The organism is Nocardia rosealba, assembly GCF_020216065.1.
GTDB classification, from domain to species: domain Bacteria; phylum Actinomycetota; class Actinomycetes; order Mycobacteriales; family Mycobacteriaceae; genus Nocardia; species Nocardia rosealba.
Map to the genome: position 1 here is coordinate 49,190 of NZ_JAIWNA010000005.1, position 26,397 is coordinate 75,586.

24 protein-coding genes and 1 tRNA gene are annotated in these 26,397 nt (G+C 67.2%); 10 read left to right on the forward strand and 15 right to left on the reverse strand.

What is annotated here, in order from left to right:
- The first annotated feature begins 22 nt into the window (after nucleotides 1-22).
- Nucleotides 23-661, forward strand: a complete 639-nt coding sequence (locus tag LDL21_RS19290) for a helix-turn-helix domain-containing protein (RefSeq protein WP_166655806.1) — start codon at nucleotides 23-25, stop codon at nucleotides 659-661.
- A gap of 271 nt (nucleotides 662-932) precedes the next feature.
- Entirely contained in the window at nucleotides 933-1,379 is a 447-nt protein-coding gene (locus tag LDL21_RS19295; RefSeq protein ID WP_181700442.1) for a helix-turn-helix domain-containing protein, read from the forward strand.
- Here the strand turns inward: LDL21_RS19295 and LDL21_RS19300 are convergent.
- Nucleotides 1,376-2,767, reverse strand: coding sequence for a WS/DGAT/MGAT family O-acyltransferase (locus LDL21_RS19300; protein WP_372462204.1), 1,392 nt, complete (start codon nucleotides 2,765-2,767; stop codon nucleotides 1,376-1,378). The two genes, LDL21_RS19295 and LDL21_RS19300, sit on opposite strands and share 4 nt — an antisense overlap.
- An 85-nt stretch (nucleotides 2,768-2,852) precedes the next feature.
- Nucleotides 2,853-3,062, reverse strand: coding sequence for a DUF397 domain-containing protein (locus LDL21_RS19305; RefSeq protein WP_067494664.1), 210 nt, complete (start codon nucleotides 3,060-3,062; stop codon nucleotides 2,853-2,855).
- A 420-nt stretch (nucleotides 3,063-3,482) separates the two neighbouring features.
- Here LDL21_RS19305 and LDL21_RS19310 point away from each other — a divergent pair, with 420 nt between their 5' ends.
- Genes LDL21_RS19310 through LDL21_RS29965 form a run of 3 tightly spaced genes read left to right on the forward strand, consistent with a single transcriptional unit; the run spans nucleotide 3,483 to nucleotide 5,650 of the window.
- On the forward strand, nucleotides 3,483-3,968 hold the full coding sequence (locus LDL21_RS19310; protein WP_225281229.1) for a DUF309 domain-containing protein: 486 nt from the start codon (nucleotides 3,483-3,485) through the stop codon (nucleotides 3,966-3,968).
- A 10-nt stretch (nucleotides 3,969-3,978) separates the two neighbouring features.
- Nucleotides 3,979-4,899 carry a tRNA glutamyl-Q(34) synthetase GluQRS gene (gene gluQRS / locus LDL21_RS19315; protein ID WP_225281230.1) on the forward strand — a complete coding sequence of 307 codons (921 nt, stop codon included), beginning with the start codon at nucleotides 3,979-3,981 and terminating at the stop codon, nucleotides 4,897-4,899.
- Nucleotides 4,900-4,942: 43 nt separating this feature from the next.
- Nucleotides 4,943-5,650, forward strand: a complete 708-nt coding sequence (locus tag LDL21_RS29965) for an RDD family protein (protein ID WP_181700448.1) — start codon at nucleotides 4,943-4,945, stop codon at nucleotides 5,648-5,650.
- A gap of 74 nt (nucleotides 5,651-5,724) precedes the next feature.
- Here the strand turns inward: LDL21_RS29965 and LDL21_RS19330 are convergent, their stop codons facing one another.
- Nucleotides 5,725-6,288, reverse strand: a complete 564-nt coding sequence (locus LDL21_RS19330; protein ID WP_225281231.1) for a DUF4190 domain-containing protein — start codon at nucleotides 6,286-6,288, stop codon at nucleotides 5,725-5,727.
- Between the two features lie 82 nt (nucleotides 6,289-6,370).
- Here LDL21_RS19330 and LDL21_RS19335 point away from each other — a divergent pair, with 82 nt between their 5' ends.
- On the forward strand, nucleotides 6,371-7,144 hold the full coding sequence (locus tag LDL21_RS19335) for a queuosine precursor transporter (protein WP_225281232.1): 774 nt from the start codon (nucleotides 6,371-6,373) through the stop codon (nucleotides 7,142-7,144).
- A gap of 98 nt (nucleotides 7,145-7,242) precedes the next feature.
- Here LDL21_RS19335 and tgt read toward each other — a convergent pair whose 3' ends face one another.
- The 5 genes from tgt to LDL21_RS19360 all read right to left on the reverse strand — a co-directional run bounded on the left by tgt (nucleotide 7,243) and on the right by LDL21_RS19360 (nucleotide 13,326).
- Nucleotides 7,243-8,496: a tRNA guanosine(34) transglycosylase Tgt gene (tgt, locus tag LDL21_RS19340; protein WP_225281233.1), complete on the reverse strand. Its 1,254-nt coding sequence runs from the start codon at nucleotides 8,494-8,496 to the stop codon at nucleotides 7,243-7,245.
- A 20-nt stretch (nucleotides 8,497-8,516) separates the two neighbouring features.
- Nucleotides 8,517-10,421: an ABC transporter ATP-binding protein gene (locus tag LDL21_RS19345; protein WP_225281234.1), complete on the reverse strand. Its 1,905-nt coding sequence runs from the start codon at nucleotides 10,419-10,421 to the stop codon at nucleotides 8,517-8,519.
- On the reverse strand, nucleotides 10,418-12,151 hold the full coding sequence (locus tag LDL21_RS19350; RefSeq protein WP_225281235.1) for an ABC transporter ATP-binding protein: 1,734 nt from the start codon (nucleotides 12,149-12,151) through the stop codon (nucleotides 10,418-10,420). The genes LDL21_RS19345 and LDL21_RS19350 overlap by 4 nt, the downstream gene beginning before the upstream one ends.
- 94 nt (nucleotides 12,152-12,245) lie before the next feature.
- Entirely contained in the window at nucleotides 12,246-12,722 is a 477-nt protein-coding gene (locus tag LDL21_RS19355) for an RrF2 family transcriptional regulator (RefSeq protein ID WP_067494693.1), read from the reverse strand.
- 10 nt (nucleotides 12,723-12,732) lie between these two features.
- Nucleotides 12,733-13,326, reverse strand: coding sequence for a TetR/AcrR family transcriptional regulator (locus tag LDL21_RS19360; RefSeq protein ID WP_181700459.1), 594 nt, complete (start codon nucleotides 13,324-13,326; stop codon nucleotides 12,733-12,735).
- Nucleotides 13,327-13,459: 133 nt separating this feature from the next.
- Between LDL21_RS19360 and LDL21_RS19365 the strand changes: the two genes are divergently transcribed.
- Together LDL21_RS19365 and LDL21_RS19370 are read left to right on the forward strand one after the other, a co-directional pair.
- Nucleotides 13,460-15,754, forward strand: a complete 2,295-nt coding sequence (locus LDL21_RS19365) for an MMPL family transporter (RefSeq protein ID WP_225281236.1) — start codon at nucleotides 13,460-13,462, stop codon at nucleotides 15,752-15,754.
- A gap of 162 nt (nucleotides 15,755-15,916) precedes the next feature.
- A complete protein-coding gene (locus tag LDL21_RS19370; RefSeq protein WP_225281237.1) occupies nucleotides 15,917-18,205 on the forward strand; it encodes an MMPL family transporter in 2,289 nt (762 codons plus the stop codon).
- A 33-nt stretch (nucleotides 18,206-18,238) separates the two neighbouring features.
- Here the strand turns inward: LDL21_RS19370 and LDL21_RS19375 are convergent, their stop codons facing one another.
- Entirely contained in the window at nucleotides 18,239-18,487 is a 249-nt protein-coding gene (locus LDL21_RS19375; protein WP_067494949.1) for a hypothetical protein, read from the reverse strand.
- A gap of 285 nt (nucleotides 18,488-18,772) precedes the next feature.
- Between LDL21_RS19375 and LDL21_RS19380 the strand changes: the two genes are divergently transcribed.
- Entirely contained in the window at nucleotides 18,773-19,750 is a 978-nt protein-coding gene (locus tag LDL21_RS19380; RefSeq protein ID WP_225281238.1) for a GlxA family transcriptional regulator, read from the forward strand.
- A gap of 17 nt (nucleotides 19,751-19,767) precedes the next feature.
- On the opposite strand, the gene LDL21_RS19385 is transcribed toward LDL21_RS19380, so the two are convergent.
- The 3 genes from LDL21_RS19385 to LDL21_RS19395 all read right to left on the reverse strand — a co-directional run bounded on the left by LDL21_RS19385 (nucleotide 19,768) and on the right by LDL21_RS19395 (nucleotide 20,890).
- Nucleotides 19,768-19,858 (reverse strand) — tRNA-Ser (locus LDL21_RS19385).
- 46 nt (nucleotides 19,859-19,904) lie between these two features.
- Nucleotides 19,905-20,339, reverse strand: a complete 435-nt coding sequence (locus tag LDL21_RS19390) for a nucleoside deaminase (RefSeq protein WP_084457211.1) — start codon at nucleotides 20,337-20,339, stop codon at nucleotides 19,905-19,907.
- An 11-nt stretch (nucleotides 20,340-20,350) separates the two neighbouring features.
- Nucleotides 20,351-20,890, reverse strand: coding sequence for a tRNA adenosine deaminase-associated protein (locus LDL21_RS19395; protein ID WP_225281239.1), 540 nt, complete (start codon nucleotides 20,888-20,890; stop codon nucleotides 20,351-20,353).
- A 40-nt stretch (nucleotides 20,891-20,930) separates the two neighbouring features.
- Here LDL21_RS19395 and LDL21_RS19400 point away from each other — a divergent pair, with 40 nt between their 5' ends.
- A complete protein-coding gene (locus LDL21_RS19400) occupies nucleotides 20,931-21,896 on the forward strand; it encodes a prephenate dehydrogenase (protein WP_372462205.1) in 966 nt (321 codons plus the stop codon).
- A gap of 101 nt (nucleotides 21,897-21,997) precedes the next feature.
- On the opposite strand, the gene LDL21_RS19405 is transcribed toward LDL21_RS19400, so the two are convergent.
- The 3 genes from LDL21_RS19405 to LDL21_RS19415 are packed head-to-tail and all read right to left on the reverse strand — an operon-like array spanning nucleotide 21,998 to nucleotide 26,335.
- Entirely contained in the window at nucleotides 21,998-22,615 is a 618-nt protein-coding gene (locus LDL21_RS19405) for a putative glycolipid-binding domain-containing protein (RefSeq protein WP_181700468.1), read from the reverse strand.
- Between the two features lie 49 nt (nucleotides 22,616-22,664).
- The gene (locus tag LDL21_RS19410) at nucleotides 22,665-24,506 is read right to left on the reverse strand and encodes an ABC transporter ATP-binding protein (protein ID WP_225281241.1); all 1,842 of its coding nucleotides are present in this window, start codon (nucleotides 24,504-24,506) and stop codon (nucleotides 22,665-22,667) included.
- Nucleotides 24,506-26,335, reverse strand: coding sequence for an ABC transporter ATP-binding protein (locus tag LDL21_RS19415; protein WP_308017150.1), 1,830 nt, complete (start codon nucleotides 26,333-26,335; stop codon nucleotides 24,506-24,508). The genes LDL21_RS19410 and LDL21_RS19415 overlap by 1 nt, the downstream gene beginning before the upstream one ends.
- Nucleotides 26,336-26,397: the final 62 nt, after the last annotated feature.

Consider the following 26,397-nt stretch of genomic DNA (forward strand, 5'->3'; position numbering starts at 1 on the left):
CGGCAATGGAGGCGATGACTGTATGAACACCGGGACGGGGAAGGTGATTCAGGAGCGGCGGCGGTTGCTCGGGCTGTCGCAGCCCGCGCTCGCCACCGCCATCGGGGTGAGTTCGCGGCAGATCACCCGGTACGAATCCGAGGAGCAGTCGCCGACCCTTCCGGTCGCGATCCGGTTGGCCGACGCGTTGCGCATCTCGCTGGCGGAACTGGCCGGGATCGTCGACAACCGGGTCGACCTGGCGGGCCGCTGGTGGGCAGCCTGGCAGAAGGCGGCGAAACACGGCGACGAGGTCGAGGTAGCGGAGGTGACGATCCGGCACGAGGGCGACCACCTGCTGCTCGACACCGCCGAAACCGCTGCGGCCGAGGACGATCCGGGCCCGGGTGTGCGTGGTGAGATGCGGGTATGGGACGGCGACGCGATCACCGGCTGGGTGCGTGGCATGGATGTCGCCTTCCCGGTCGGCACCATCTACTACTCGCTGCACCCCCAGGGCGCTCATGCGGTGGGTTCGTGGACGACGAAGTCCGGCCCCGACGGTGTGGTGCGCGGCTGGAGCGCGCTGGCCAGGGAGAAGTCCGACGCCGAGAAGCTCCTGTTGGAGATGTTGCGCGGCGACGGTGTCGTCGAATCGTGGCCGGGTGCCCGCTCGGACTGAATCCTGCGGCGGATGTCGGCGACGGTCGGACGGCCGGTGACGGTCTCGGCGGGCGGTAGTAACAGCAGGTACCGGGTGAGTGCCCCGAATCCCAAGAGGCCGACGGCAATCCACAGGTAGACGTCCATGCTTTCCCCTCCGAACGTGTCAGTGCTGCACGGGTGGCGCGGTAAGGTTCTGGTGAAGCCGCCAGGAAAAGTATGGTCACTGTCAAGACCTTTTGGACAGCAAAAATCGTCTACAAACGTCTACAGTTCTCTACGATGGCTGCATGTCCAGTCGGGGCGAGCAGGGGAGACTCGTAGGCGCGCGGTTGCGGCGGCTGCGGGAAGAAGCCGGATTGTCCTTGGCGGGGTTGGCCACCCGCGTTCCGTACAGCCGGGCCGCGCTCGGCCACTACGAAACCGGCACGCGCGCCGCGCCTTCCGAGGTGATCGACTGGTACGAGCGGGTGCACGCCCAGGCGGTGCCCGCCCTCCCCCGCGTGCGGCGCGATCCGCGTGCGGCCGACGCGGCACTCGCCACCGCCATCGCGCAGCGGACCGGCCGCCCGCTCATCGAGATCGGCCGCCCGCACCAGGGTGATTCGGGGTACTTCTGCCCGTTCCGGATCGACGGGTTGATCGAGGGTGAGGCTGCGGGCACCGATGCGACCACCGCGCTGCGTTCGGCGCTGCGGGCGATCGGCGACGAACTGGGGCGGGCCGGCAAGCGTTAGCCACGCACGGCGTCCACCGCTTCCGCGAGCAGGGCCAGGTACCGATCGGGATCCGGCACGGCCGCTTTGTCGGAATGCACGGAGAGCGTGATGGTTTCGCCGAGTCCGTGGATGCCGTGGGTCAGGTGCATGACGGTGCCGAGCGCCGGAAATCCGCCGGTGAACAGGACCGGTGCGCCCGCGAAGGTGAGGTCGGCGGCGCCACGGTTCACGCTGGAGACGACGGTGTTGCCGTCGATCGTCTGCGGGGGCGTGTCGAGGTCGGCGCGGGCGACGTCACGCACCGCGAACAGCGCGGGAACGGTTTCACCGACTTGATCCTGCACGGCGAGAAGCGGATTCAGCGCGCGTTCACGACGGGTTCGCAGTTCGTCGGCGATCAGTTCGGCACGGACGCGCAGGTCTGGTTCCTCGATGTGCAGGTCGATGGAAAGACCTTGGTAGTTGTTGTGCGCGTTGCTCGATGCGGGCACGGCCATCGGCAGCGCGGCACCGAGGCGTTCCGGTGCTCGACCGTGCTCGGTGAGGTAGGTGGTGAGTGCGCGCGAAATCGCGGTCAGCGCAAGCACTGTCACTGTGACGTGCGCGCGGCGCAGCGTGTCCGCGGGGACGACGAGCATGCGGACCTGATGATCGAGCGCCGCGACGGGCCGCATCGTGTTGAGCGCACCGGGCGTGAAGCCGGTTGTGGGCGCGGGCACTTCGCCGACGGCGGTGCGCTCGGCGAGTTCCCGTTGGGCACGGCCCGCCGCCAGACCACGGCGGAACGTCGCGATCAGCTGCTGGGGAAAACGTAGTACCCCAGGCACACTCGGATCCATCCATCCACAGAGTTGTCCCCAGTAATCCACAGGCCTCACCGGCGTTTTCACAGGATCTACTCGGTGTTTCACCGAGTTATCCACAGACACATCGGGATGCCTGTGGACAAACAGGGATCTGGTGAGTGCGGCCGCACGGGTGCCGTCGGCGAGAGCATGGGAGATCTGAACCACCGCCACCATCGACGGCCCGATCGACATCGGCGCATCACGGACACCACGGAAAACATGCAGCCGCCAGGGCCGTTCGGTGGCATCGACACCGGTACCCAGAAGTTCGCCGAGCCGGTCGAGCAGAGTGGGCCACGGCAGGCCGTCGGGCCGGTGGGCAATGAATTGCTGGGGAATGAATTCGGCCGGAATCCAGTGCGGATAGTCGAGGTCGCGCGCGGTCTCGCGCAACCGGCAGCACAAGTCGGGAATGTGCGCTACGCGTTCGGCAACGGCGGCGCGCAGTTCCTCAGTAGGAGTAGGGGTTTCGGCGAAACAGTAGAGCAGGAACACATCATTGGCGGTGCGGCGCGACAGCCAGAACATCGTCGCGTCGCGCGGGGCCATTCTGGTCACCCGGCCACGATAGGCCACGCCGAGAGAAGGCCCCGAGTCCTATCGACCCGGGGCCCGAACTGCCCGGTTCAGGCGCATCGGCGGTTCAGCCGCGCGCGAACTGTCCTGCGGTGACGTCGGCGAGAAACGCTCGCCACGCTCCTGGTCCGAAGGCCAGCACGGGGCCACGCCCGTGATCCTTGGTGTCGCGGACCGCGATCTCGCCGCCGGTGAGAAAGGCGACTTCCACGCAGTTTCCATCGGGACCGCTGTAGGTGCTCTTGCGCCACACAGCGCCCGTCACATCAACCTCCACAGCACTTGCTCCTTTGCATCAGTGAGAACGGGATAACACCGCCGAATCGGTTCAGCATTTCCGATTTCCGGCGCGACCGACGAGTTACTTCGTGGCACCCACAGCACTGCCACCCGGAACGCGCAACCGATCGGCACGAACCAGCGCATGAGGCGTTTCCGCCTCCGGGGGCTGCCCCCGCGGAAGAAACACTAGCAGGTCTTCCGCAAGTTTGCGGATGAGAATTTGCTTTCTCATATCCGTTTGCCAAGCTTGCGAAGGTTTGCGTTTGCGGCAGCATTGCCAGGCCCTCCTACCCATTCCCCACGGGCTTGACACATGCGGATTTACTTCCATGTGATTGGTTCGTGATACGTCACATTCCTGCTCGCCTCACAGGCCACATCAGCACCATCCGAAGTGGACGTGGATCATGGGGGGATGATCTCCCGTGACCGCGACGCCGCAGGTCGTGCCCGTAACGACCGCCCACGCGACCGACTGGGCCGACCACTGCCGCCCGGCAGTGCCGGAGTAGCCCGAATTCCCGATGATCTCGAGTTGACCCCCCAGCAAACTCTGACCTTCGCCCAGCAACTGCTGGACGACGGATTGGCATTCAACGCACACGAGGTTTTGGAGGCGGCCTGGAAGAACGGGCCGGTTGCCGAGCGGATGCTCTGGCAGGGTCTTGCCCAATATGCCGTCGGCCTGACCCACATCCAGCGTGGCAACGCCAAGGGTGCGACCACGCTGCTGCGGCGCGCCTGCGAGCGGCTCGGCGCCTACCCGGCGAATGCCCAGCAGCACGATGTCGACCGTGCGGGCCTGATCTCCTACGCCGAACAGCTGCTCGACGCCGTCGAAGGCGGCGCCCAGCTCACCGACGAACAGCTGCGGCCGAGGCTGCGCCGCACGACCGACTAGGATCGGACAGGTGTCCAGTTCACCAGGTGCAGGCCGCTATGCCCCGAGCCCCTCGGGCGAGCTCCACCTGGGCAATCTGCGCACCGCCATCCTGGCCTGGCTCTACGCCCGCACCACCGGGCGCGCGTTCCGGATGCGCATCGACGACCTCGACCGCGTCCGCCCGGGCGCGGCACAACGCCAGCTCGACGACCTCGCCGCCATCGGACTCGACTGGGACGGCCCTGTCCTGCGGCAATCCGACCGGCTCGCGGTCTACGAGTCGACGATCGAGGAACTCACCGCGGCCGGGCGCACTTACGAATGTTTCTGCACCAGACGTGAAATCCAGCAGGCCGCCGCCGCACCGCACGGGCCGATGGGGGCCTACCCCGGCACCTGCCGCACCCTCACCGACGCACAGCGTGCCGCTCGCCGGGCCGAAGGCCGTTCGCCCGCAGTGCGATTGCGCGCCGACGTGACCGACTACGAGATCACCGACCTGCGCCACGGCCGCTACCGAGGCGCCGTCGACGATCTGGTGCTGCGCCGGGGTGACGGCATCCCCGCCTACAACCTCACCGTCGTGGTCGACGACGCCGCCCAGGGCGTGGATCAAGTGGTGCGCGGCGACGACCTGCTGCCGTCCACCCCCCGCCAGGCCTATCTCGCCGACCTGCTCGGCCTGCCGCGGCCCACCTACGCCCATGTTCCGTTGGTACTCAATACCGAAGGCAGAAGACTCGCCAAACGCGATGGGGCGGTGAGCCTTTCCGACCAGATCGCGCTCGGCAACACGCCCGGCGACGTGGTGGCGGCGATCGCCGATTCACTCGGATATGCCGCTCGCACAACGGCAGAGCTCCGCGCGGTTTTCGACCCGGCGCGCATCCCGGAGAAACCATGGATACTCGAGCCTATCGGGTTGTTCCAACCAGACCGATGTCCGTAACGTACGCAACGACCGATCTACTGATCACGACGAGGACGAATTTATGACCAGCGGTGGTTACGACCCCAATCAGTACCCGCAGGGCGGTCAGCCCGGCGGCTACGGCCAGGACCCCTACGGCCAGCAGCAGCCGGGATACGGACAGCAGCAGCAGCCTTACGGTCAGCCGACTCCCGGATACGGCCAGCCGGTGCCCGGTTACGGGCAGGCCGACCCCTACGGTCAGCAGCAGCCCGCCTACGGCCAGCAGCCGTACGGGCAGCCGCAGCCCGGTTACGGTGCCGATCCGTACAACCAGCAGGGTTTCGGTGGCGCACAGGCAGGTGACCTCGGTACCCGCCTCGGCGCGAGGGTCATCGACGGTTTCATCATCGGTATTCCGCTGGGAATCCTGAACTTCGTCCTCGGTATGGCACTGATGGACAGCCCGTTCCTCGCAGGCATCATCCTGTGGGTGATCATGGGCATCGCTTACGTGGGCTACAACGTGGGCTTCGAAGTGACGCAGGGCACCACCCTCGGCAAGAAGCTGCTCGGCCTGCGGGTCGTCGCCCCCGGTGGCGCGCCGAAGCTCACCCCTGAGGCCTCGCTCAAGCGCAATATCTTCCTTGCGCCCCTGGCCATCTACTGCCTCGGTGGCCTGGTCACCACCGGCCTTTCCATCTACATCGCGGTCACCATCAACAACGACCCGAACAAGCAGGGCTGGCACGACAAGCTCGCAGGCGGAACCCAGGTCGTCAAGGGCTGATTCAGCTCCGACCTGCGAAAACGCCAAGGGGCGCTTCCGGATTCCGGAAGCGCCCCTTGTGTTGTCCGCGTAAGTCAGTAGGTGGACGAAGAATCCATCCCGCCGACCACACCGAGGACCACCACGAAAACGATGTAGAGCAGCCAGAGCACCAGGGAGATGGCACCGATCCAGATGCCGGCCTGCGCCATCCCCTTGCCTTCACCCCCGCGTTCCTTGATCTGGTTGATCGCCATCACACCGAGAATGATGCCGACCACCGAACCGACACCGCAGCTGCACAGGCCGATCAGCGACGACACCAGGGCACCGATGGCGAGACCGTTCGTGCCCTGCGGCTGCGGGTACGCACCGTACGGGTTGTAGGCCCCGGCCGCCGGATACCCGCCGTACTGCGGCTGCTGCGGATACTGCGGCGCGGCAGGCTGCTGATAGTTCGGGTACTGCGGCTGCGACGGCGGCGGCTGCTGCTGCGGGTATTGCGGCGCGGACTGCTGCGGATTGGACGGGTAGCTCGAAGGCTGCGACGGCGGGGCGGTCGGGTACTGCGGCACCGAACCCGGCGCGCCGGACTCCGGTGACACGCCGGAACCGCCGTACTGCTTCCACCACTCGTCGGAATCGCCGGGATTCGTCATTGCTACAGACTATGGCATGCATGGTTGGAGCGCTGGTGCGCTCGAGCGGGGCCCTTCGGGCGCCTGAGGGAGGATGTAACCCGTGACTGATGCAAACTCGCTCGACAAACCCGCCGAATCTGGGCACCCCGCGCCGAAGCATGCGGCATTCGCCCAGGTAGCGCGGGGGTTCTATCCGGTAATCGTCGCCGTGTTCACCGCGACGCTGATCATTTCCAACATCTGCGCCACCAAGGGCGTGGAGTTCTTCTCCGGCAGTTCGGTCGTGCTCGGCCCGCTGCAGATCCTGCCGATCGCCACCGACGGCGCCTTCTTCCTGTTCCCGCTGGCCTACATCCTGGGTGACGTGCTCAGCGAGGTCTACGGCTTCCGCGCCACTCGCCACGCCATCTACACCGGTTTCGCGGCGCTGCTGCTCACCGTCGGCTGCTTCTTCGTCGCCGTCCGGCTGCCTGCCGCCGGCTTCTACGAGAACCAGGAAGCGTTCCGCACCGTCCTCGGCACCACCCCGCAGCTGGTGCTCGCCGGGCTCGCCGGGTACTTCGTGGGCCAGTTGCTGAACTCGGCGACGCTGGTGTTCATCAAGGAACGCACCAAGGAGAAGCACCTGTGGGCCCGGCTGATCGGGTCGACCGTGGTCGGCGAGTTCGCCGACACCCTGATCTTCTGCTCGATCGCCGCCCCGGCGATCGGCATCGACACCTGGCAGTCGTTCGTCAACTTCGTGATCGTCGGCTTCATCTGGAAGACGGTGTGCGAGGTGCTCGTCCTCCCCATCACGTACCGCGTCATCGCGATCCTCAAGAAGAAGGAGCCGACCTACGCCCCGGCGCAGGTCGACGCCCTCCACGACTAGGCCGCACGCTGACAGCTGGGCACTTGATCACCACGCTCTGGTGGCGTTCGCCTCTCGGCCGATGCCGCCACCAGAGCGTGGTAATCGAACGACCAGGTCTACTCCCCCGGGGCTTTGATGCGGCCTTGCCACTGGCCGAGGAATTCCTTTTTGAACTCGTCGAAGTAGCCGCCTTCGATGCTCGCGCGGATCCGGTCGACCAGGCGGACGGTGAACCGCTCGTTGTGGATGGTGCACAGCGTCGCCGAGAGCATCTCCTTGGCCTTGAACAGGTGATGCAGGTAGGCGCGGGTGTAGTGCGCGCAGGTGTAGCAGTCGCAGTTCTCGTCGATGGGGGTGAAATCGCGGCGGAAGCGGCTGGTGTTGATGTTGAACCGGCCTTCGTCGACGTAGATCGCCGCATTGCGCGCCACTCGTGAGGGGTTCACGCAGTCGAAGGTGTCGGCGCCGTTCTCGATGGCGACGAACATGTCCTCGGGCTCGCTGATGCCGAGCATGTGCCTCGGCTTGGCCTCGGGCAGCTCGTCGCAGCACCAGCCGACGATGGTGCCGAGGTTGTGTTTCTCCAGCGCACCGCCGATGCCGTAGCCGTCGAATTCTGTTCCGCCACTGCCCCGGATCGATTCGAGTTCACGGCAGGCCTTGCGGCGCAGGTCTTCGTACTGCGCGCCCTGGATCACCGCGAACAGCGCCTGGTACGGCCGGTGCGTGCGGGCGGCGGTGAGCCGTTCGTGCTCATCGATGCAGCGTTGCGCCCACTCGTGCGTGCGCTGCAGCGACTTCTCCTGGTAGCCACGGGTATTCATCAGGGTGGTGAGTTCGTCGAAGGCGAACATGATGTCGGCGCCGAGCTGGTGCTGGATGCCCATCGACACCTCGGGGGTGAACCGGTGCTTCGAGCCGTCGAGGTGGGACCGGAAGGTGACGCCGTCGTCGTCGACGGTGGCGAGGCGCTCCTTGCCTGGCGCGATCACCTGATCGGAGCGCACCCCGACCGCCTCCATCGCGAGCACCTTCTTGAAGCCGACACCCAGCGACATCACCTGGAAGCCACCGCTGTCGGTGAAGGTCGGCCCGTCCCAGTTCATGAACTTCCCGAGCCCACCCGCCTCGTCGACGATGTCGGACCCCGGCTGCAGATAGAGGTGGTAGGCGTTGGCGAGCAACGCCTGCGCCCCCAGCTCCTTCATCGTCTCCGGCAGCACAGCCTTCACCGACGCCTTCGTCCCCACCGGAATGAAGGCGGGCGTCGCGATCTCCCCGTGCGGCGTGCCGATGACACCGGTACGCCCATGCCGGCCCCCGTCGAGACGGGTACCTACCGTGAAGGAGAATTCGCTGCTGTCGGCCACCCGCCCATGGTGCCAGGGCCCTACTGGGCGGCCGCGAACTGGGCGTTGTACAGGCGGTAGTAGGCGCCGCGTTCCTCTAGCAGGCGTTCGTGGTTGCCGTGTTCGACGATGCGGCCCTTCTCCATCACCACGATCAGGTCGGCGTCGCGAATCGTCGAAAGCCGGTGGGCGATGACGAAACTCGTGCGGTCGCGGCGCAGCGCGGCGGTGGCGTGCTGCACGAGCAGTTCGGTGCGGGTGTCGACCGAGCTGGTCGCCTCGTCGAGGATCAGGATCGACGGCTTGGCCAGGAACGCGCGGGCGATGGTGATGAGCTGCTTCTCACCGGCGCTCACCCCGCCGCCTTCCTCGTCGATCACCGTGTCGTAGCCGTCGGGCAGCGAGTGCACGAACCGGTCGACATAGGCGGCGCGGGCGGCGGCGATGATGTCGTGCTCCGAGGCGTTGGGATTGCCGTAGGCGATGTTCTCGCGGATGGTGCCCTGGAACAGCCAGGTGTCCTGCAACACCATGCCGATGCGCGAACGCAGGTGGTCGCGGGTGATGGTGGTGATGTCGACGTCGTCGATGGAGATGGTGCCCGCGTCGATCTCGTAGAAACGCATCAGCAGGTTCACCAGCGTGGTCTTGCCCGCACCGGTCGGGCCGACGATGGCGATCACATGGCCCGGGTCGGCCACCAGTGAAAGCCGTTCGATCACCGGGGTTTCCGGGTCGTAGCCGAAGGACACCGCGTCGAACTCCACCCGGCCGCGGTCGACCGGGCGCGAGTTCTCCACCAGCGGGTCGGGGCTCTGTTCCTCGGCGTCGAGGATCTCGAAGATCCGCTCGGCCGAGGCCACCCCGGACTGCAGCAGGTTGGCCATGGCGCCGATCTGGGTGAGCGGCTGGCTGAACTGGCGCGAGTACTGGATGAAGGCCTGCACCTCACCGAGTGAGAGGTTGCCGGTGGCCACCCGCAGGCCGCCGACCAGCGCGATGAACACGAAGTTCACGTTTCCGAGGAACATGATCGCGGGCATGATCAGGCCGGAGATGAACTGCGCCTTGAAGCTGGCGTTGTAGAGCTTGTCGTTACGCTCGTCGAACTCCCGGCCCACCTCGCGGCTGCGGCCGAACGCGGTGATGATCTCGTGGCCGGTGTAGGCCTCTTCCACCGAGGAGTTCACCTCACCGGTGTATTTCCACTGGTTCACGAAGTGCGGCTTGGACCGTTTGGCGATCTGCGCGGTGACGACGATGGCCGCGGGCACCGTGAGCAGGGCGATCAGCGCCAGCAGCGGCGAGATCCAGAACATCATGATCAGGATGCCGACCACGGTGAACAGCGAGACGAGCAGCTGGCTCATGGTCTGCTGCAGGCTCTGGGAGACATTGTCGACATCGTTGGTGACGCGGCTGAGCACGTCGCCGCGCGGTGCGGTGTCGAAGTAGCGCAGCGGTAGGCGGTGCAGCTTGTTCTCCACGTCGTCGCGCAGGCGTTTGACCGTGCGGTTGATGACGACGTTGAGAAGATAGCCCTGCAGCCAGCCGAACACCGCCGCGACCACGTACAGCACGAGGACCAGCGTGAGCACCCGGCCGACAGCACCGAAATCGATACCGGTGCCGGGGATCACGTTCATGGCCGAGAGCATGTCGGCGCGGGTGTTCTCCCCGCGCTGACGCAGCATCTCGACAGTTTCGTCCTTGCTCAGCCCCGCCGGTAGTTGCTTGCCGACGAACCCGTCGAACACCAGGTTGGTCGCCTTGCCGAGCAACCACGGGCCGAGTGTGTTGAGCACCACCGAGGTGACGACGAGCGCGATGATGACCGCGACGGAGAACTTTTCCGGCGCGAGTCTGCGCAGCAGCCGCTTCAGCGACGGAACGAACGATTTCGGTTTCGTACCCGGGGCGCCGGGGACGGGTCCACCCGGCCTCATCGAGCCTCCTCCACACTGAGCTGGGACTCGACGATCCCGCGGTACTCCGGGCACCGCTGCATCAGCTCGTCATGGGTGCCGAGGCCTGCCATCGCACCGTCCTCGAGGACGACGATCTGGTCGGCGTCGCGAATGGTCTGTATCCGCTGGGCCACGATGAGCACCGACGCGTCGGCGGTCTCGGGTTTCAGCGCCGCGCGCAACCGGGCGTCGGTCGCCACGTCGAGCGCGGAGAACGAATCGTCGAACAGGTAGATGCGCGGCTTACGCACCAGCGCGCGGGCGATGCACAGGCGCTGACGCTGACCACCCGACACCGTCGTGCCGCCCTGGGCGACCGGGGTGTCGAGGCCCTGCGGCATCTCGCGCACGAAGTCGGCCGCCTGGGCGACCTCGAGCGCGTGCCAGAGCTCGTCATCGGTGGCGTCGGGTTTGCCGTAGCGCAGGTTGCTCGCGACGGTTCCGGAGAACAGGTACGCCTTCTGCGGCACCAATCCGATTCCGCCGCGCAGTGTTTCGAGGTCGAGGTGCCGTACGTCGGTGCCGCCCACGTACACCGCGCCGTCGGTGACATCGATCAGGCGCGGGATCAGATTGACGAGCGTGGTCTTGCCCGCACCGGTGGAACCGACCACGGCCGTTGTCGTTCCGGGCGCCACCTGGAAGCGGATGGCGCGCAGCACCGGCTTCTCCGCACCGGGGAAGGCGAATTCGGCGAACTGCAGGTCGACGGTCGCCGGATCGCCTGCGAAGGGCTGCGGCAGGCGCGGCGGGCGCACCGAGGACTCGGTCTCGAGCACCGCGCCGATCCGGTCGGCCGAGACCGCCGCGCGCGGGGCCATCATCGCCAGGAACGAGGCCATCATCACGGCCATCAGGATCTGCATGATGTAGGACAGCATCGCGGTGAGCGAGCCGATCTGCATGGTGCCGTCGTCGACGTGATGCCCGCCGAACCAGATCACCCCGACGGCGGTGACATTGGAGATGAGCATGACGATCGGGAACATCAGCGCCATCAGCTTGCCCACGCGCAGCGAGGCATCGGTGAGCGAGGTGTTGGCCATCCCGAAGCGCCAGATCTCCTGACGTTCCCGCACGAACGCGCGGATCACCCGGATGCCGGTGATCTGCTCGCGCAGCACCCGGTTCACCCCGTCGATGCGTTCCTGCATCTGCCGGAAGCCGGGCACCATCTTCGCCACGACCAGGCCCATGCTCAGCGCCAGCGCGGGCACCGCGATGAGCAGCAACCACGAGAGCCCGACGTCCTCGCGCACCGCCATGATGATGCCGCCGACGCACATGATCGGTGCCATCACCAGAATCGTCACCGACATCACGATGAGCAGCTGCACCTGCTGGATGTCGTTGGTGGAGCGGGTGATGAGCGAGGGCGCGCCGAACAGGCCGACCTCGCGCGCGGAGAACGTCTCGACCCGGTGCAGCACCGCGCCGCGCATGTCCCGGCCCGCGCCCATCGCCGCCTGCGCACCGAAGTACACCGACGCCGACGAGGCGATGATCTGCACGCAGCTCACCGCGAGCATCCACAGTCCGGTGGTCCAGATGTAGCCGATATCGCCCCTGGTGATGCCGTTGTCGATGAGGTCGGCATTGAGGCTCGGCAGGTAGAGCATCGCGATGACCGAGACCAGCTGGAGCACGAGGACCCCGGCCAGCTGGGCGCGGTACGGGGCCGTGTAGGTCCGCAGCAGGGTGATCAACATGATGGACGCAGGCTACCGCGTGCGGCGAGGCCGCGTCCCCCGGTTATCCAGGCGTTTCACCAGGCCTGTGGATAAACCCGAACCTGTGGACAGATCACGCGTCGGCGGGAGTACGTGGCTCGCGCCGGGCCCAGGCGCCAGGATCCGCGATCAACTCATCGATGAAACCGGGCAGTCGGTCGGCGGCGATATCGGCGATCGACACGTTCTCGAGCACGGCCCGGATATTCACCCGCAGCGCGATCCACACCCGCTGCAACGGCTCGGCCGCACCGGGGTAGCGCACGTCCTCGGGACGCTGCCCGCGCACCGAGGCCAGCGGCGACTCCACGCCACGGATCACGTCGGCCACCGAGATCTCCTCGGCGGGCCTGCCGAGGCGGTACCCGCCGTCCGGTCCGCGCCTGCTGCGCACCAGTTCGGCGCGACGCAGCTCGGCGAGCACGGTCTCGAGGACCTTGGGCGGGATCTGCGCCGCGGCGGCGATGGCCTCGGCCTTCACGACCCCGTCGGCCGCGGCGAGCTCGAGCAACGTTCGCACCGCGTAATCGACCCTTGCGGTGATATGCACGGTCTCGAACCTACGCGGTCGCGCCGCCGGCCAGCACGGCGGTCGCCGCGTCGAGCAGCGTCTGCTCGACGAGCGCGTCGGTGGCTCCCGGCGCCAGTTCGGTCGACAGCAGCGCCACCCCGAGCACCTCGATGGCACCGGCCGCGCGCAGCATCGTCTCCGGCGTCGGGTTCGGTCCGGACAACCAGGTCCGCAGCTCGCGAGTGGGTTCCATGAGATCCGGGTAGCGGTCGGCGATGGCGTTGACGATGGCGGCGGTGTCGCGCACGCACAGCGCGCCCGCGTCGCGGTGGCGGATCATGCCGCGCAGATAGGTGCGCAGGACGGCGCGAATGCCCTCGCTGTCGTAGGGGACGGCGTCGATATCGGTGACGATGTCGCGCATGTGATCGATGATCGGGTCGATGATCGCCAGCAGCAGATCGAGCTTCGACGCGTAGTGGTAGTACAGCGACGCCTTTGTGATTCCCACCATATCGGCGACTTCGCGCAGGCTCGTCTGTTCGAAGCCTTTCGCGGCGAACAGCCGGAGCGCGGCATCACGAATCGCCTGTTTAGTGCCTCCACCTGCGGTAACGGTGTCGGCGGTGTCCCGGGCAGCCATGTGGCAATCCTCCCATGAATCGGTTGTGATCTATCCGGCGCCCATAAAATTGAGGTTGCCCCTCCGCTTACGCCGTCGGTAGTCTACCTACCGCACGGTAGACAAATCATTCGCGATGTGGAGGCGGGGACACGTGTCCGTATACCTGTACCGATGGGGAAAGTTCGCTTTCCGCCGTAAATGGATAGTGTTGCCGGTCTGGCTACTGCTGTTCGTGCTGCTCGGCGGGCTCGGCGCCACCCTCAGCAAGCCGATGAGCAACGACTTCAGCATGCCCGAGCTGCCCTCGGCTCGCGCCAACGAAATCCTCGACAAGCACTTCCCCGGCATGTCCGAACAGTTCAAGTTCGACGCCGTGGCAGGCACCTACGTGATCGCCGCGCCGACAGGCCAGCAGCTCACCGACCCGGCCAACCGTGCCGCGATCGACGCGTTCATCGGCAAGCTCGGTGAACTGCCGATCGTCGACAAGACCAAGCCGCTGACCAACCCGATCGAGATGACCGACAAGATGGGCTGCCTGAGCAACCCTGACCCGTCGACCTGCTCGGGTGCCCCGCTCAACGTGCTCAACGAGTCCGCACCCAAGACCGTCGCCACGCTCACCGTGCCGTTCACCATCAAGAACGTCACCGACGTGACCGACGCCGAGCGCGACGCCGCCTTCGAGGTCGGCGCCGACGCCCGCAACGCCGGCCTGACCGTCGAGCTCAGCGGTTCCATCGCGATGAAGCAGGAACAGCCGAGCGGCAAGTCCGAGCTGATCGGTATGGCCGTCGCCCTGATCGTCATGGTGATCGCCTTCGGCGCCATCGTCGCCGCGGTCGTCCCGATCGTCACCGCCATCGTCGGCCTCGGTGCCGCGACCTCGACGATCATGCTCGGCACCTCCTTCATGGAAGTGCCCGGCTTCACCACCTTCCTCGCCTCGATGATCGGTATCGCGCTGTCGATCGACTACGCGCTGTTCATCGTCTCGCGCTACAAACACGAACTGTCCGTGCGTGATTCGGCCGAGGAAGCCGCCGGTACGGCGCTCGGCACCGCCGGTTCGGCCGTGGTGTTCGCCGGTCTCACCGTCATCATCGCGCTCGGCGCGCTGAGCATCGTCGGCGTGGAGTTCCTGACCTTCATGGGTCTCGGTGGCGCCATCGCCGCCGCGTTCGCGGTGCTCACCGCCGTCACCCTGATGCCCGCGCTGATGGGCGCCTTCGGCAAGTCGCTGTTCAAGCCGAAGCTGCCGCTGGTGGCCCAGCACGATCCCGAGGACGAAAACTCGGTCACCAACGGCCAGCGTTTCGCCCGCCTGATCGGCAAGGCACCGTGGGTCGCCCTGATCCTGTCGGTGGTCGTGCTCGGTGCGCTCGCCGCACCCGCCGCGGGCCTGAACCTCGGCCTGCCCGGCGAGGACAGCCTGCCCAAGACCTCGACCGTGCGTAAGGCCTACGACCTGCGCACCGAGGGCTTCGGTGAGGGCAGCAACGGTGTGCTCATGGTCGTCGCCGACCTGAGTGCCACGCCCGAGGGTCAGCGTGAGGCGGCGCTCGGCGCGCTGCGCGACAAGCTCGCCTCCTACGAGGGCATGGACTACGTCACCGAGCCGCAGTGGAGCGAGGACAAGCAGGGCGCCATGCTCAACGGCGTCCCGGTCTCCGGTCCGAACAACCAGGAAACCAAGGATCTCGTCCAGTCCGCGCGCGGCGCCGAGGCGGAGCTGCAGGCGCAGTACGGCATGCAGTACGGCATCACCGGTACCACCGCGATCTACGCCGATGTCGACCACGCGCTGCTCAGCAAGATCGTGCCGTACCTGGCGATCGTCGCCGGTGCCGCGTTCATCCTGCTGATCCTGGTGTTCCGCTCGATCCTGGTTCCGCTCACCGCGGCCCTCGGGTTCCTGCTGTCGATGGCGGCCACCTTCGGTGCCACCGTGCTGATCTTCCAGGAGGGCACCTTCGGGCTGATCGAGGACCCACAGCCGCTGGTCAGCTTCCTGCCGATCATGTTGATCGGCTTGGTGTTCGGTCTCGCGATGGACTACCAGGTGTTCCTGGTGACCCGCATGCGTGAGGAATTCGTGCACGGCCGTTCGCCGAAGGACGCCATGGTCGCCGGTTACCACCACGGCGCCCGCGTGGTCACCTCGGCCGCGATCATCATGATCTCGGTGTTCGGCTCCTTCATCATGGAAACCGACGTCACGGCGAAGTCGTTCGGTTTCGCGCTGGCCGCCGGTGTCGCCATCGACGCCTTCGTGGTCCGCATGGTGATCGTGCCCGCGCTGCTGGTGATCATGGGCAAGTGGGCCTGGTGGATGCCGAAGTGGCTCGACCGCATCGTTCCCGATATCGACGTCGAGGGCGCCAAGCTCGAGCAGCTGCGCAACTCGGGTACCGAGACGGTGAAGCACCCGGTCGCCGTCGGCTGACCACAGGTTCCCCACACGACCCCGCGATCCGCCCCTTGGATCGCGGGGTCGTCGCATGTGCGGGCCCGGTTGCTTGATATCGCGGTATCGCGGCACCAGACTCAGGACTAGTTCGACCCGGCTCTACTCCACGCTCTGCATCGAATCACCGAGGAGAAACCCGTGTCCGTCTATCTGTACCGGTGGGGAAAGCTGGCCTTTCGCCGCAAATGGATCGTGCTCCCCGTCTGGTTACTCTGCTTCATGGTGCTCGGCGGACTCGGTGCCCAGCTGCAGAAACCGATGACCGACGACTTCAGCATGCCGAACCTGCCGTCGGAGCGGGCGACCGAAATCCTCGACAAGCACTTCCCCGGTATGTCGGAGGCGTTCGCGTTCGACGCGGTCACCGGCACCTACGTCGTCGGCGCGCCCGCCGGCCAGAAGCTCACCGACCCGGGCAATCGCCAGGCCGTGGCGGCGATGATCGAACGGCTCGAGCAGTTGCCGATCGTCGATCACACCGAACCGATCGTCGACCCGATCGCGGCCACCGAGGAGATGGGTTGCCTTACCGCGCAACCTGATCCGTCGACCTGCAGTGGCGCACCGCTCAATGTGCTGAACGAATCGTCGCCCGACACGGTCGCCTACTTCAGCGTGCCGTTCACCATCAAAGAGTTCGCCGATGTGAAACCCGAGGACCGCGAGGCCGCCTACGCCGTCGGCGACGACGCCCGCGCCGCCGGGCTCACGGTGGAGATGAGCGGCAGCCTGCCCATGGAGCAGGAGATGCCGAGCGGCAAGTCCGAGATGATCGGTATGGCCGTCGCGCTGGTGGTGATGATCGTGGCGTTCGGCGCGATCGTCGCGGCCTTCGTGCCGATCATCACCGCCGTCGTCGGCCTCGGTGCCGCGACCTCGCTGATCTTCCTGTCCACCACGGTGCTCGAGATCCCGAGCTTCACGACGTTCCTGGCCTCGATGATCGGTATCGCGCTGTCGATCGACTACGCGCTGTTCATCGTCTCCCGCTACAAACACGAACTGACCGTGCAGGATTCGGCCGAGGAAGCCGCCGGTACCGCGCTCGGCACGGCGGGCTCGGCGGTGGTGTTCGCCGGTCTCACCGTGATCATCGCGCTGGCCGGGCTGGCCATCGTCGGTGTCCGGTTCCTGACGTTCATGGGTCTCGGTGGTGCGGTGGCGGCCGCGTTCGCCGTGCTCACCGCGATCACCCTCATGCCCGCGCTGCTCGGTGCGTTCGGCAAGGCCCTGTTCAAGCCGAAGCTGCCGCTCATCGCCCAGCACGATCCCGAGGACGACAGTGTCGTCACCAACGGCACCCGTGTCGCCCGGGTGATCGCCAAGTTCCCCGCGGTGACGATGATCCTGGCCATCGTGGTGCTCGGTCTGCTCGCCGCGCCCGCGCTGAACCTGAACCTCGGTCTGCCCGGCGAGGACAGCCTGCCCAAGTCGACCACCGTGCGTAAGGCCTACGACCTGCGCACCGAGGGCTTCGGTGAGGGCAGCAACGGCGTGTTGCAGGTGGCCGTCGACCTGGCCGACACCCCCGCCGACCAGCGGCCCGCCGCGCTGAACGCGTTGCGCGACAAGCTCATGTCCTATCCCGACATGGATCTGGTCACCGAACCGCAGATGAGCTCCGACGGTGCGGGCGCCCTCATCAACGGTATTCCCAAGGCCGGTCCCAACGATCAGTCGACCAAGGATCTGGTGCAGTCGGCCCGCGATGCCGAGGCCGCGTTGCACGAGCAGTACCAGATGTCTTACGGCATCACGGGAACCACCGCGATCTACGCCGATATCGACCACGTGTTGTTGAGCAAGATCGTGCCGTACATGGCGATCGTCGCGGGCGCCGCGTTCATCCTGCTGATCCTGGTGTTCCGCTCGATCCTGGTCCCGCTCACGGCCGCGCTCGGATTCCTGTTGTCGATGGCGGCGACGTTCGGTGCGACGGTGCTGGTCTTCCAGGAGGGCAAGCTCGGGCTGATCTCGGACCCGCATCCGCTGGTGAGCTTCCTGCCGATCATGTTGATCGGCTTGGTATTCGGGCTCGCGATGGACTACCAGGTGTTCCTGGTGACCCGCATGCGCGAGGAGTACGTGCACGGCGCCGAGCCGACCGAGGCGGTGGTGAAGGGTTATCACCACGGCGCGCGCGTGGTCACCTCGGCGGCGATCATCATGATCTCGGTGTTCGGTTCGTTCCTGCTCGAATCCGATGTCACCGCGAAGTCGATGGGCTTCGCGTTGGCGGCGGGCGTCGCGCTCGACGCGTTCGTCGTGCGCATGGTGCTCATCCCCGCTCTGCTTGTGCTGCTGGGCAAATGGGCGTGGTGGATGCCCGCCTGGCTGGACAAGATCGTTCCGGATATCGACGTGGAGGGTTCCAAGCTGCGCGAGATCCACCGCAACGACCGCGAGATGGCGGCTGCGGAACTGTGAGATCCGGGCCGGGCACTCGTTCGGGTGCCCGGCCTACTTGCTCGGCTGCGGAACCTCGCATTCGGTGACCCGCGGGTTCAGCCCGATGTAGTTCCCCGGTCCCGCCGCCGCCGTGACGGCGATCGTCGCCCAATCCGAGCACTCCCTCGGGAGTTTCGAGAAATAGTGCCGCTGACCTGCGGCGAGCAGCCCTACGGCCACCCACCCGAGCACGATCAGAACCAAGAGCTTCCCCCCGAGCCCGATCCCGGACTTCGCGGGTGGCGGCACACGCCCGCGCATAATCATCGTTCCTTCCCGGATTTCGGTGTAACTCAGTCTATTACGCGAGTACTACACCGCAGGTCGGACGCAGGTGAATAGCCGTCGACAGCTCTCGATCAGCGCGTTGTGGGTTTCGCGGGTTCACGACGGGCGGCGGCGGGTGGGCACACACCGTGCCTGATGGCGTTCGCGGCGTGAATGCCAAGGGCGAATTCCTTCAACTTCTTCCACATGAATCCATGGTCGCGAGCCGCGAAGGCTACGAGAAGTGGCGTAGATGACGACTACCGCTAATATTCAGACATGGGTTCGAGCGTGTCGGTTCTGGCCTACGACGGGATGACGGCGTTCGAGGCCGGCATCGTCATCGAGGTGTTCGGCCTCGTGTGGCCTGATATCGATCAGCCGTGGTACGAGCTGAAGATCTGCACCGAGACCCCCGACCCCATCCGGGTGATCGGCGGCGCGACCATGAGCAGCCCCTACGGTCTCGCCGACTTCGCCGCTGCCGACACCGTGGTGGTGCCGAGCGTCGCCGACCCGCGCGCCGCCACCTCACCGGAGCTGATCGAGGCACTGCGGCAGGCACATCGCAACGGGGCACGCATCGTGTCGATCTGCTCGGGTGCTTTCGCGCTCGCGGCGGCCGGACTGTTAGACGGTCGCCGGGCCACCACGCACTGGCGATACGCCGACCTGCTGCGCGAGCGGTATCCCGCCGTGGTCGTCGACGCCGAACCGCTCTACACCGACGACGGCGACATCCTCACCAGCGCGGGCTGCGCGGCGGGCCTCGACCTGGCGCTGCACCTGGTGCGCACCGACATGGGCGCGTCCGTCGCGAACGCGGTCGCCCGCAGGCTGGTGATCCAGCCGCACCGCACCGGCGGCCAGGCACAGTACATCGAGTCCCCGATGCCGCCCGAACCCCTCGACGACCCGGTCGGCCGCAGCCTGGCCTGGGCCGCCGAACACATCCACGAGCCGATCGGCGTCGCCGACCTCGCCCGGGTCGCGGGCCTGTCCCAGCGCACCTACCTGCGTCATTTCGTTCGATCCACCGGCACCACCCCGAGCAAATGGCTCACCACTCAACGCATCCAGGCCGCCCTGGCGATGCTCGAAACCAGCGATGCCCCGGTGGAGGAGATCGCCACAGCCGTCGGCTTCGCCACCGCGGTCACCTTCCGCCACCACTTCGCGAAGGCCCTGCACACCTCCCCCTCGGCGTACCGCAACACCTTCCGAACCGCGCAAAGCAAAAGCCCCTCACCTGCCTGAACAGGTAAGGGGCTTGCTGGCGGTGGCGGAGGGATTTGAACCCTCGGACGGGGGTTACCCGTCACACGCTTTCGAGGCGTGCTCCTTAGGCCGCTCGGACACGCCACCGCCGACTACGGTACCGGATAGGGGGCTCGATCACTAAATCGGCTGGTCAGCGCTGGTTACGGAAGAAGGTGTCGAGGAGGGCGACGCACTCGGATTCGAGGATTCCGGCCCGTACCTGAGGGCGGTGGTTGAGGCGACGGTCGCGGACTACGTCCCACAGGGAACCGACCGCCCCGGTCTTGGGTTCCCAGGCGCCGAAGATCACCTTCTCCACGCGGGCAAGTACCAGCGCGCCCGCGCACATCGTGCACGGTTCCAAGGTGACAGCGAGGGTCGCGCCTTCGAGCCGCCAACCGTCGCCGTGGACGGCCGCGGCTTTCCGCAGGGCGAGGACTTCCGCGTGGGCGGTCGGGTCGCCGAGGGCTTCGCGGGCGTTGGCCGCGCGGGCCAGCTCACGGCCCTGCGCATCGAAGACGACGGCGCCGACCGGCACATCGCGCGGGTCGGCGTCAGCGGCGGCCGCGAGCGCGGCGCGCAGCATGTCCTCTTCGGTCACTTGTGCAGTTTGTCCAGCACCGCGGCGTATTCGTCGGCGAAACCGAGGCGTTCGGCGATCAGTTTCAGCTGTTCGTCCGGGTAGAGGTCGGTGTCGGCGAGGATCACGCTGAGTACCGGTTCGGGCAGGCCGAGGTCGGCGAGTACGCCGAGGTCGCCCTCTTCCCATGGTTCGATGTCGTCGAGCTCGTCGGGGTCGATGTCGGGGATCTCGACATTGAGTGCGTCGAGGACGTCGGCGGCGATGTCGTAGTCGATCGCGGCGGTCGCGTCGGAGACGAGCAGCCGGGTGCCGCTCGGCGCGGGCCGCAGCACGATGAAGAACTCGTCGTCGACGTCGAGCAGCCCGAACACCGCACCGGAGCTGCGCAATGCCTTCAATTCGGTCTCGGCGGCGGAGAGATCGACGAGGGCGTCGTGGCTGAGAGGACTGCACCGCCACGTACCTTCTTCGCGGACCACCGCCACGGCGAACCCTTCGACGTCGAAGTCGTCATCCGACGTCGCCCTGTTCGTGCCCGAGCGCTGTGCTGCCATGGACCAAACGGTAGTCTGTCCCGCCCGTAATGATGAACTCGTGTGCCAATCTGTTCCCGTGAGTATCGACGAGCGTGGCGCCGTATGTGTCCTCGGAACGGGTCTGATCGGCGGCTCCGTGCTGCGCGCGGCCGTGGACGCCGGGTACGAGGCGTTCGGGTACAACCGGTCGGCCGACGGCGCGCAGGCCGCCCGCCTCGACGGTTTCGACGTGTCGAGTGACCTGCCCGAGGCGCTGGGCCGGGCTGCTGCCGTCGACGCGCTCGTGGTGCTCGCGGTGCCGATGCCCGCCGTCGCGCCGGTGCTCGCGGAGGTCGCCGCCTATGCGCCGGGATGTGCGCTGACCGATGTGGTCAGCGTGAAGGGGCCGGTGGCCGACGCGGTGCGCAAGCAGGGGCTCGAGGCTCGGTATGTGGGCGGTCACCCGATGGCCGGTACGTCTGAATCCGGCTGGGCGGCAACCGATCCCGAGCTGTTCCGCGGCGCGGTGTGGGCTGTGGGCGTGGATGAGGGCACCCGGGTGGAGCCGTGGTCGCGGGTGGTTCGGCTGGCTTTGGACTGCGGTTCCGTCGTGGTTCCGGTCGTCGCCGAGGAACACGACCAGGCCGTCGCGCGGATCTCGCATCTGCCGCATGTGCTGGCCGAGGCGTTGGCCGCGGCCGGAGCGGGCGGGGGTGAGCTGGCGCTCGGGTTGGCGGCCGGTTCGTTCCGCGACGGGACCCGGGTAGCCGGTACCGCGCCCGACCTGGTTCGCGCGATCTGTGAACCGAATGCCGGGGCATTGGAACTGGTGCTCGACGAAACCATCGAGGCGCTGATCGCCGCGCGTGACGCTCTTCGCGCCGACGGCACGCTCGGCGAGGTTGTCGAGGCGGGTTACCGGGGGCGGTCGGCGTACGACAGCCGGGCGCAATGGGAGATCACGGGGGTGACGCCCGGCGCCGACGGCTGGCTCGACGAGCTGCGGCGTGCTGGTCAGCGCGGTGGGGTGCTGCGGGCGCTGTAGTCGGTCGCGACCGTTCCCCGGCCGCCGTGCCCGGTCGATCAGGGCATTGGGCGGTCGGCGCCGACAGGTGGCCGTCGGCGATGGGCGGCCGGTGCCGCGGTTCAGACCCGCTCGGCCAGTCCCGGATAGTCGAGGACGAACCCTTCCGGATCCACCTTCAATGTGGCGCTCGAAACCGGGGAGAGCACGTTGATGCCGTCGGCGGCACTCGAATAGGTGAGTTCGGCCTCCTGCACCAGCAGGTCGGGCAGACGCACGTAGACGACCGGCACCTGCACGTCGCCGACGGCGTTCTGCAGGCAGAACCGGCGGATCGGCAGGGTGTTGAAGAACGGGCTGAGCACCACGTCCACATCGAGGGCGCCGGCGAAGGTCGAGCGCACGTGGGTGCCGCCCGCGTCGACGAGCCAGTAGTTCTCCTCGTCCCGCGACACCGAGGCGTGGCGTTCACCGGCGGCGGTCGTTGTGCGCAGCGACAAACGCCTGGTCGCACCCGCTTCGTCGGTGACCAGATCGTAGGAGGCGCTGAACGCCGGGTGCTCGTTGCCTGCGCTGCCGATCATCCGGCCCGCGGCCCTGATCCGGTTGCCGTTCACCGTCACCCGGACCGATTCCATCCGGGAGTTGTCGTGGGCTCGCCAGGTGAGCACCGCCGGCCACCGAGAGGCCGGTCTGTTCTCGGTGGGGCCTGCGGCCGGGCCCGGGGCTGGGGTCGTCACCTCTCTACGGTAAGCGACACCGGCCCCGGCGCTGTACAACACGAGCGCATCACACCAGCGAATCCCGCCAGGCGGCGTGCAGTCCGGCGAAGCGGCCCTGGCCTGCGATCAGCTCGGCCGGTGCGCCGTCCTCCACCACACGGCCGCCGTCGAGCACCAGCACCCGGTCGGCAATGGCGACCGTGGACAGCCGATGCGCGATGATGACGGCCGTCCGGTCCCGCAGCAGCGTCTCCAGCGCGCGCTGCACCAGGCGCTCACCGGGGATGTCGAGACTCGACGTGGCCTCGTCGAGCACGATCACCACCGGATCGGCGAGGAACACCCTGGCGAAGGCGACGAGCTGACGCTGACCGGCCGATAATCGCCCACCCCTGGTTCGCACGTCGGTGTCGTATCCGTCCGGCAGCGACCCGACGAACTGGTCGAGCCCGACGGCGCGGGCCGCCGCCCGCACCTCGGCATCGGTGGCCGACGGCCTGCCGAGCCGGATGTTGTCGGCGATCGTGCCGGAGAACAGGTACGCCTCCTGCGTGATCATCACGACGTGCCTGCGCAGCTCGGTGTCGGCCAGTTCGCGCAGGTCGACACCGTCGAGAGTGATGGTGCCGCCGGACGGGTCGTAGAACCGGGTGAGCAGCTTGGCCAGCGTCGACTTGCCTGCCCCGGTGGCACCGACCAGTGCGACGATCTGCCCGGCCGGGATGTCGAGGTCGAATTCGGGCAGCACCGGCGAGGCTGCGTCGTAGCCGAACCACACCTTGTCCATCCGCACCGCACCGGTGGGGTGATCGACCGTCACTGCTTCGACCGGTTCCGCGACCGCCGGTTCCTCCTCGAGCACACCGGAGATCTTCTCCAGTGCCGCCGCGGCCGACTGGTAGGAGTTGAACACCTGGGCCAGCTCGTCCAGCGGGCCGAAGAACTGGTCGAGGTAGAGCAGGTAGGCCGCGAGCACACCGATGGCCAGGTTGCCCTCCATCACCTGCCAGGACCCGACGAGCAGCACGACAACGGTTGTCACCTTGCCGATGAAGTTCGACAGGCCGACGTAGTCGCCGACGCCGCGCATCGCGGTGGTCGTCGCCTTCTGGTACGCCGCGTCCTCGACGCCGAGTACTTCCTGGTTGCGGTGTTCGCGCCGGAACGCCTGCACCGCCCGCATGCCGCTCATCGATTCGACGAACTGCACGATCACCCTGGCGATGGCGCCACGGGTCCGCCGGTAACCAGCCCGCTGACGCCGCTGCGCCCACCGGGTGACGAACACCAGCGGCACGAACCCGAGCAGCACGATGGCCGCGAGCATCGGGTCGAGCCAGACGAGCAGGACGGCGATGGTCACCACCGAGAGCAGCGCGCTCGCCGCCTGGTTCAGCGCGCCCTCGAGGAGGTCCTGCAGCGCCTCGATATCACTGGTGAGCCTGGTGACGACCTTGCCCGAGGTGTACTTCTCGTGAAACGACACACTCAACCGCTGGGTGTGCGCGAAGGTGCGCACCCGCAGGTCGAACAGCACCCGCTGGCTCAGCGTTCCGGCCGCACGCAGGAAGGCGAAGGTGGTGAGACCCGACAGCACCGTCACCGCGACGAACCCGGCGACGGTCGCGATCAACGGCGTCCAGTTCCCTTGGCGCCCTTGCGCGATCCCGTGGTCGAGCCCGTAGGCGATGAACAACGGCACCGACACCTTCGCCGCGTTGTCCAGCACGATCAGGACGAAGGTGAGGACGGCCAGCTTGCGGTAGGGCCGGACCAGATCGAGCAGCAGCCTGCGGGAACGGCCGGCGAGCACCACGTTTCCGGTGCCGGTGACGGCATCGTCCTCCTTGGCGATACCGCGCCAGTCGGCCGCCTGATCCTGTTGTGGTTCAACTGTTTCGGTGGTCATCAGGCACCGCCCATCAGTTCGCGGTAGTGGCGGCTGGTGCGAAGCAGCTTGTCGTGGGTGCCCTCGGCGACGATGTGTCCGTCGGCGAGCAGCGCCACCCGGTCGGCCAGTGCGGCGGTGGACGGGCGGTGCGCCACCAGCAGGGTCGTCGCACCGGAGAGCACCGCGCGCAGCCGATCCTGCACGCGCTCCTCGGTTTCCACGTCCAGCGCGGAGAGCGGGTCGTCGAGCACCATGATCCGGCCCTCGGCGGCATCCGCCGCACCGGTGAGCACCGCCCTGGCCAGCGCGAGCCGTTGCCGCTGCCCGCCGGACAGGCTCATGCCTTGCTCGCCGATCCTGGTGTCGAGACCCCAGGGCAGCGCGTCGACGAAGTCGGTGGCCTGGGCGATGTCGAGCGCGCGGCGCACGTCGTCGTCGGTGGCGCTCGGGTCGCCGAGTGCCACGTTCTCGCGCACGCTCGCCGAGAACAGCACCGGCTCCTCGAAGGCCACCGTCACCACCCGGCGCAGGTCGGCCAGTCGCAGCGTGGCGATATCGACGCCGTCGATGGTGATGCGGCCGGCGTTCACGTCGTAGAGGCGTGGGATCAGCTCCAGCAGTGCGGTTTTGCCGCTACCGGTCGCGCCGACGAGCGCGACCGTCTCGCCCGGCCTGATCCGCAGCGAGACATCTTCCAGCACAGCGTTTTCCGGACCACCGTCGGCACGCGGGTAACCGAACCGGACGCCCTCGATCACCAGTTCGCCGCGCACCGGCACGGGTAGGGCGACCGGGTCCGGCGGGTCGGCGATGTCGAGCGGGGTGTCGATGATCTCCCAGTACCGGTCGGCGGCGGTACGCGCCTCGAACAGCTCCGACAGCAGGAAGCCGAGCCAGATCACCGGCCACTGCAGGAACGTTTCCAGCGTGACGGCGGCGACCAGGGTGCCGATGGTCATGGAGCCCTGCGCCACCGCGTATCCGCCGACACCGAGCGACAGCGCGATCGCGATGGTCGGCAGGGCGACCAGCGCCGACCACAGCGTGGCGTCCAGATGCACCTTCGTCAGCTCGGTGCGTTGCAGTTCACGCGACAGCGCGGTGAAGCGGGCACCGAAGAACTGGCCACGGCCGAGCGCCTTGAGCACACGCACGCCCTGCGCGGATTCCTGGGCGATGGTCGCCAGGTCCCCCGCCTGGTCTTGGGAGCGGCGCGAGGCCACTTCGAACCGGCGGACGAAACGTGCGCAGTACACGGTGAGCGGCAGGCAGGTCACCGTGAAGATCAGCCCCACTTGCCAATTCAGCACGAACAAGGCGACGAGCCCGACGGGCGCGATCACCGAGTTGACGATGAGGAACGGCCCGGCGAACGCGACGAACCGGCGCAGCGCCGACATGTCGTCGACCGCACGCGAGAGCAGCTGACCGGACTGCCACCCGTCGTGACGGCCGATCGACAACGCCTGCAGCTTCGCGAACAGCTTTGCCCGCATGGTGATTTCGAATGTCGTCGCCGGTTTGGACACCAACCAGCGCCTGCCCCACATGCCGAACGATTCGAGTGCGCCGAGCAGGAACACGAACGCGACGGGCACGAGCAGACCCGCGAAATCGCGGCGCGCGATCGGTCCGTCGATGATGCGGGCGATGACCAGCGGTGTCACCACGGCGGTCGCGGCCATCATGATGGCCAGCAGGTTCGCCAGGATCAGCGGAACCCGGTACGGCTTCAGGTAGGGCAGGAACCGGCGCAGCGAGCGCATACCCCCGCGTGCTCGCTGTGTGGGCTGCCCCGAACTGTCGGCCTCCGATTCGGTGACCGCCAGTTCTGATGTGACAGACAAAGACTCCCCCTCGGGTCCGGTTGGATGGGTTGGTTACCGGAACGGACTCCCAGACGATGTTC

Excerpts from the sequence above, each read along its gene's own strand:
- LDL21_RS19290 (WP_166655806.1), top strand. The coding sequence starts at position 23 with ATGAACACCGGGACGGGGAAGGTGATTCAGGAGCGGCGGCGGTTGCTC.
- LDL21_RS19295 (WP_181700442.1), top strand. The coding sequence starts at position 933 with ATGTCCAGTCGGGGCGAGCAGGGGAGACTCGTAGGCGCGCGGTTGCGG.
- LDL21_RS19310 (WP_225281229.1), top strand. The coding sequence starts at position 3,483 with ATGATCTCCCGTGACCGCGACGCCGCAGGTCGTGCCCGTAACGACCGC.
- LDL21_RS29965 (WP_181700448.1), top strand. The coding sequence starts at position 4,943 with ATGACCAGCGGTGGTTACGACCCCAATCAGTACCCGCAGGGCGGTCAG.
- LDL21_RS19330 (WP_225281231.1), bottom strand. The coding sequence starts at position 6,288 with ATGACGAATCCCGGCGATTCCGACGAGTGGTGGAAGCAGTACGGCGGT.
- LDL21_RS19345 (WP_225281234.1), bottom strand. The coding sequence starts at position 10,421 with ATGAGGCCGGGTGGACCCGTCCCCGGCGCCCCGGGTACGAAACCGAAA.
- LDL21_RS19350 (WP_225281235.1), bottom strand. The coding sequence starts at position 12,151 with ATGTTGATCACCCTGCTGCGGACCTACACGGCCCCGTACCGCGCCCAG.
- LDL21_RS19360 (WP_181700459.1), bottom strand. The coding sequence starts at position 13,326 with ATGGCTGCCCGGGACACCGCCGACACCGTTACCGCAGGTGGAGGCACT.
- LDL21_RS19375 (WP_067494949.1), bottom strand. The coding sequence starts at position 18,487 with ATGCGCGGGCGTGTGCCGCCACCCGCGAAGTCCGGGATCGGGCTCGGG.
- LDL21_RS19380 (WP_225281238.1), top strand. The coding sequence starts at position 18,773 with ATGGGTTCGAGCGTGTCGGTTCTGGCCTACGACGGGATGACGGCGTTC.
- LDL21_RS19390 (WP_084457211.1), bottom strand. The coding sequence starts at position 20,339 with ATGCTGCGCGCCGCGCTCGCGGCCGCCGCTGACGCCGACCCGCGCGAT.
- LDL21_RS19395 (WP_225281239.1), bottom strand. The coding sequence starts at position 20,890 with ATGGCAGCACAGCGCTCGGGCACGAACAGGGCGACGTCGGATGACGAC.
- LDL21_RS19410 (WP_225281241.1), bottom strand. The coding sequence starts at position 24,506 with ATGACCACCGAAACAGTTGAACCACAACAGGATCAGGCGGCCGACTGG.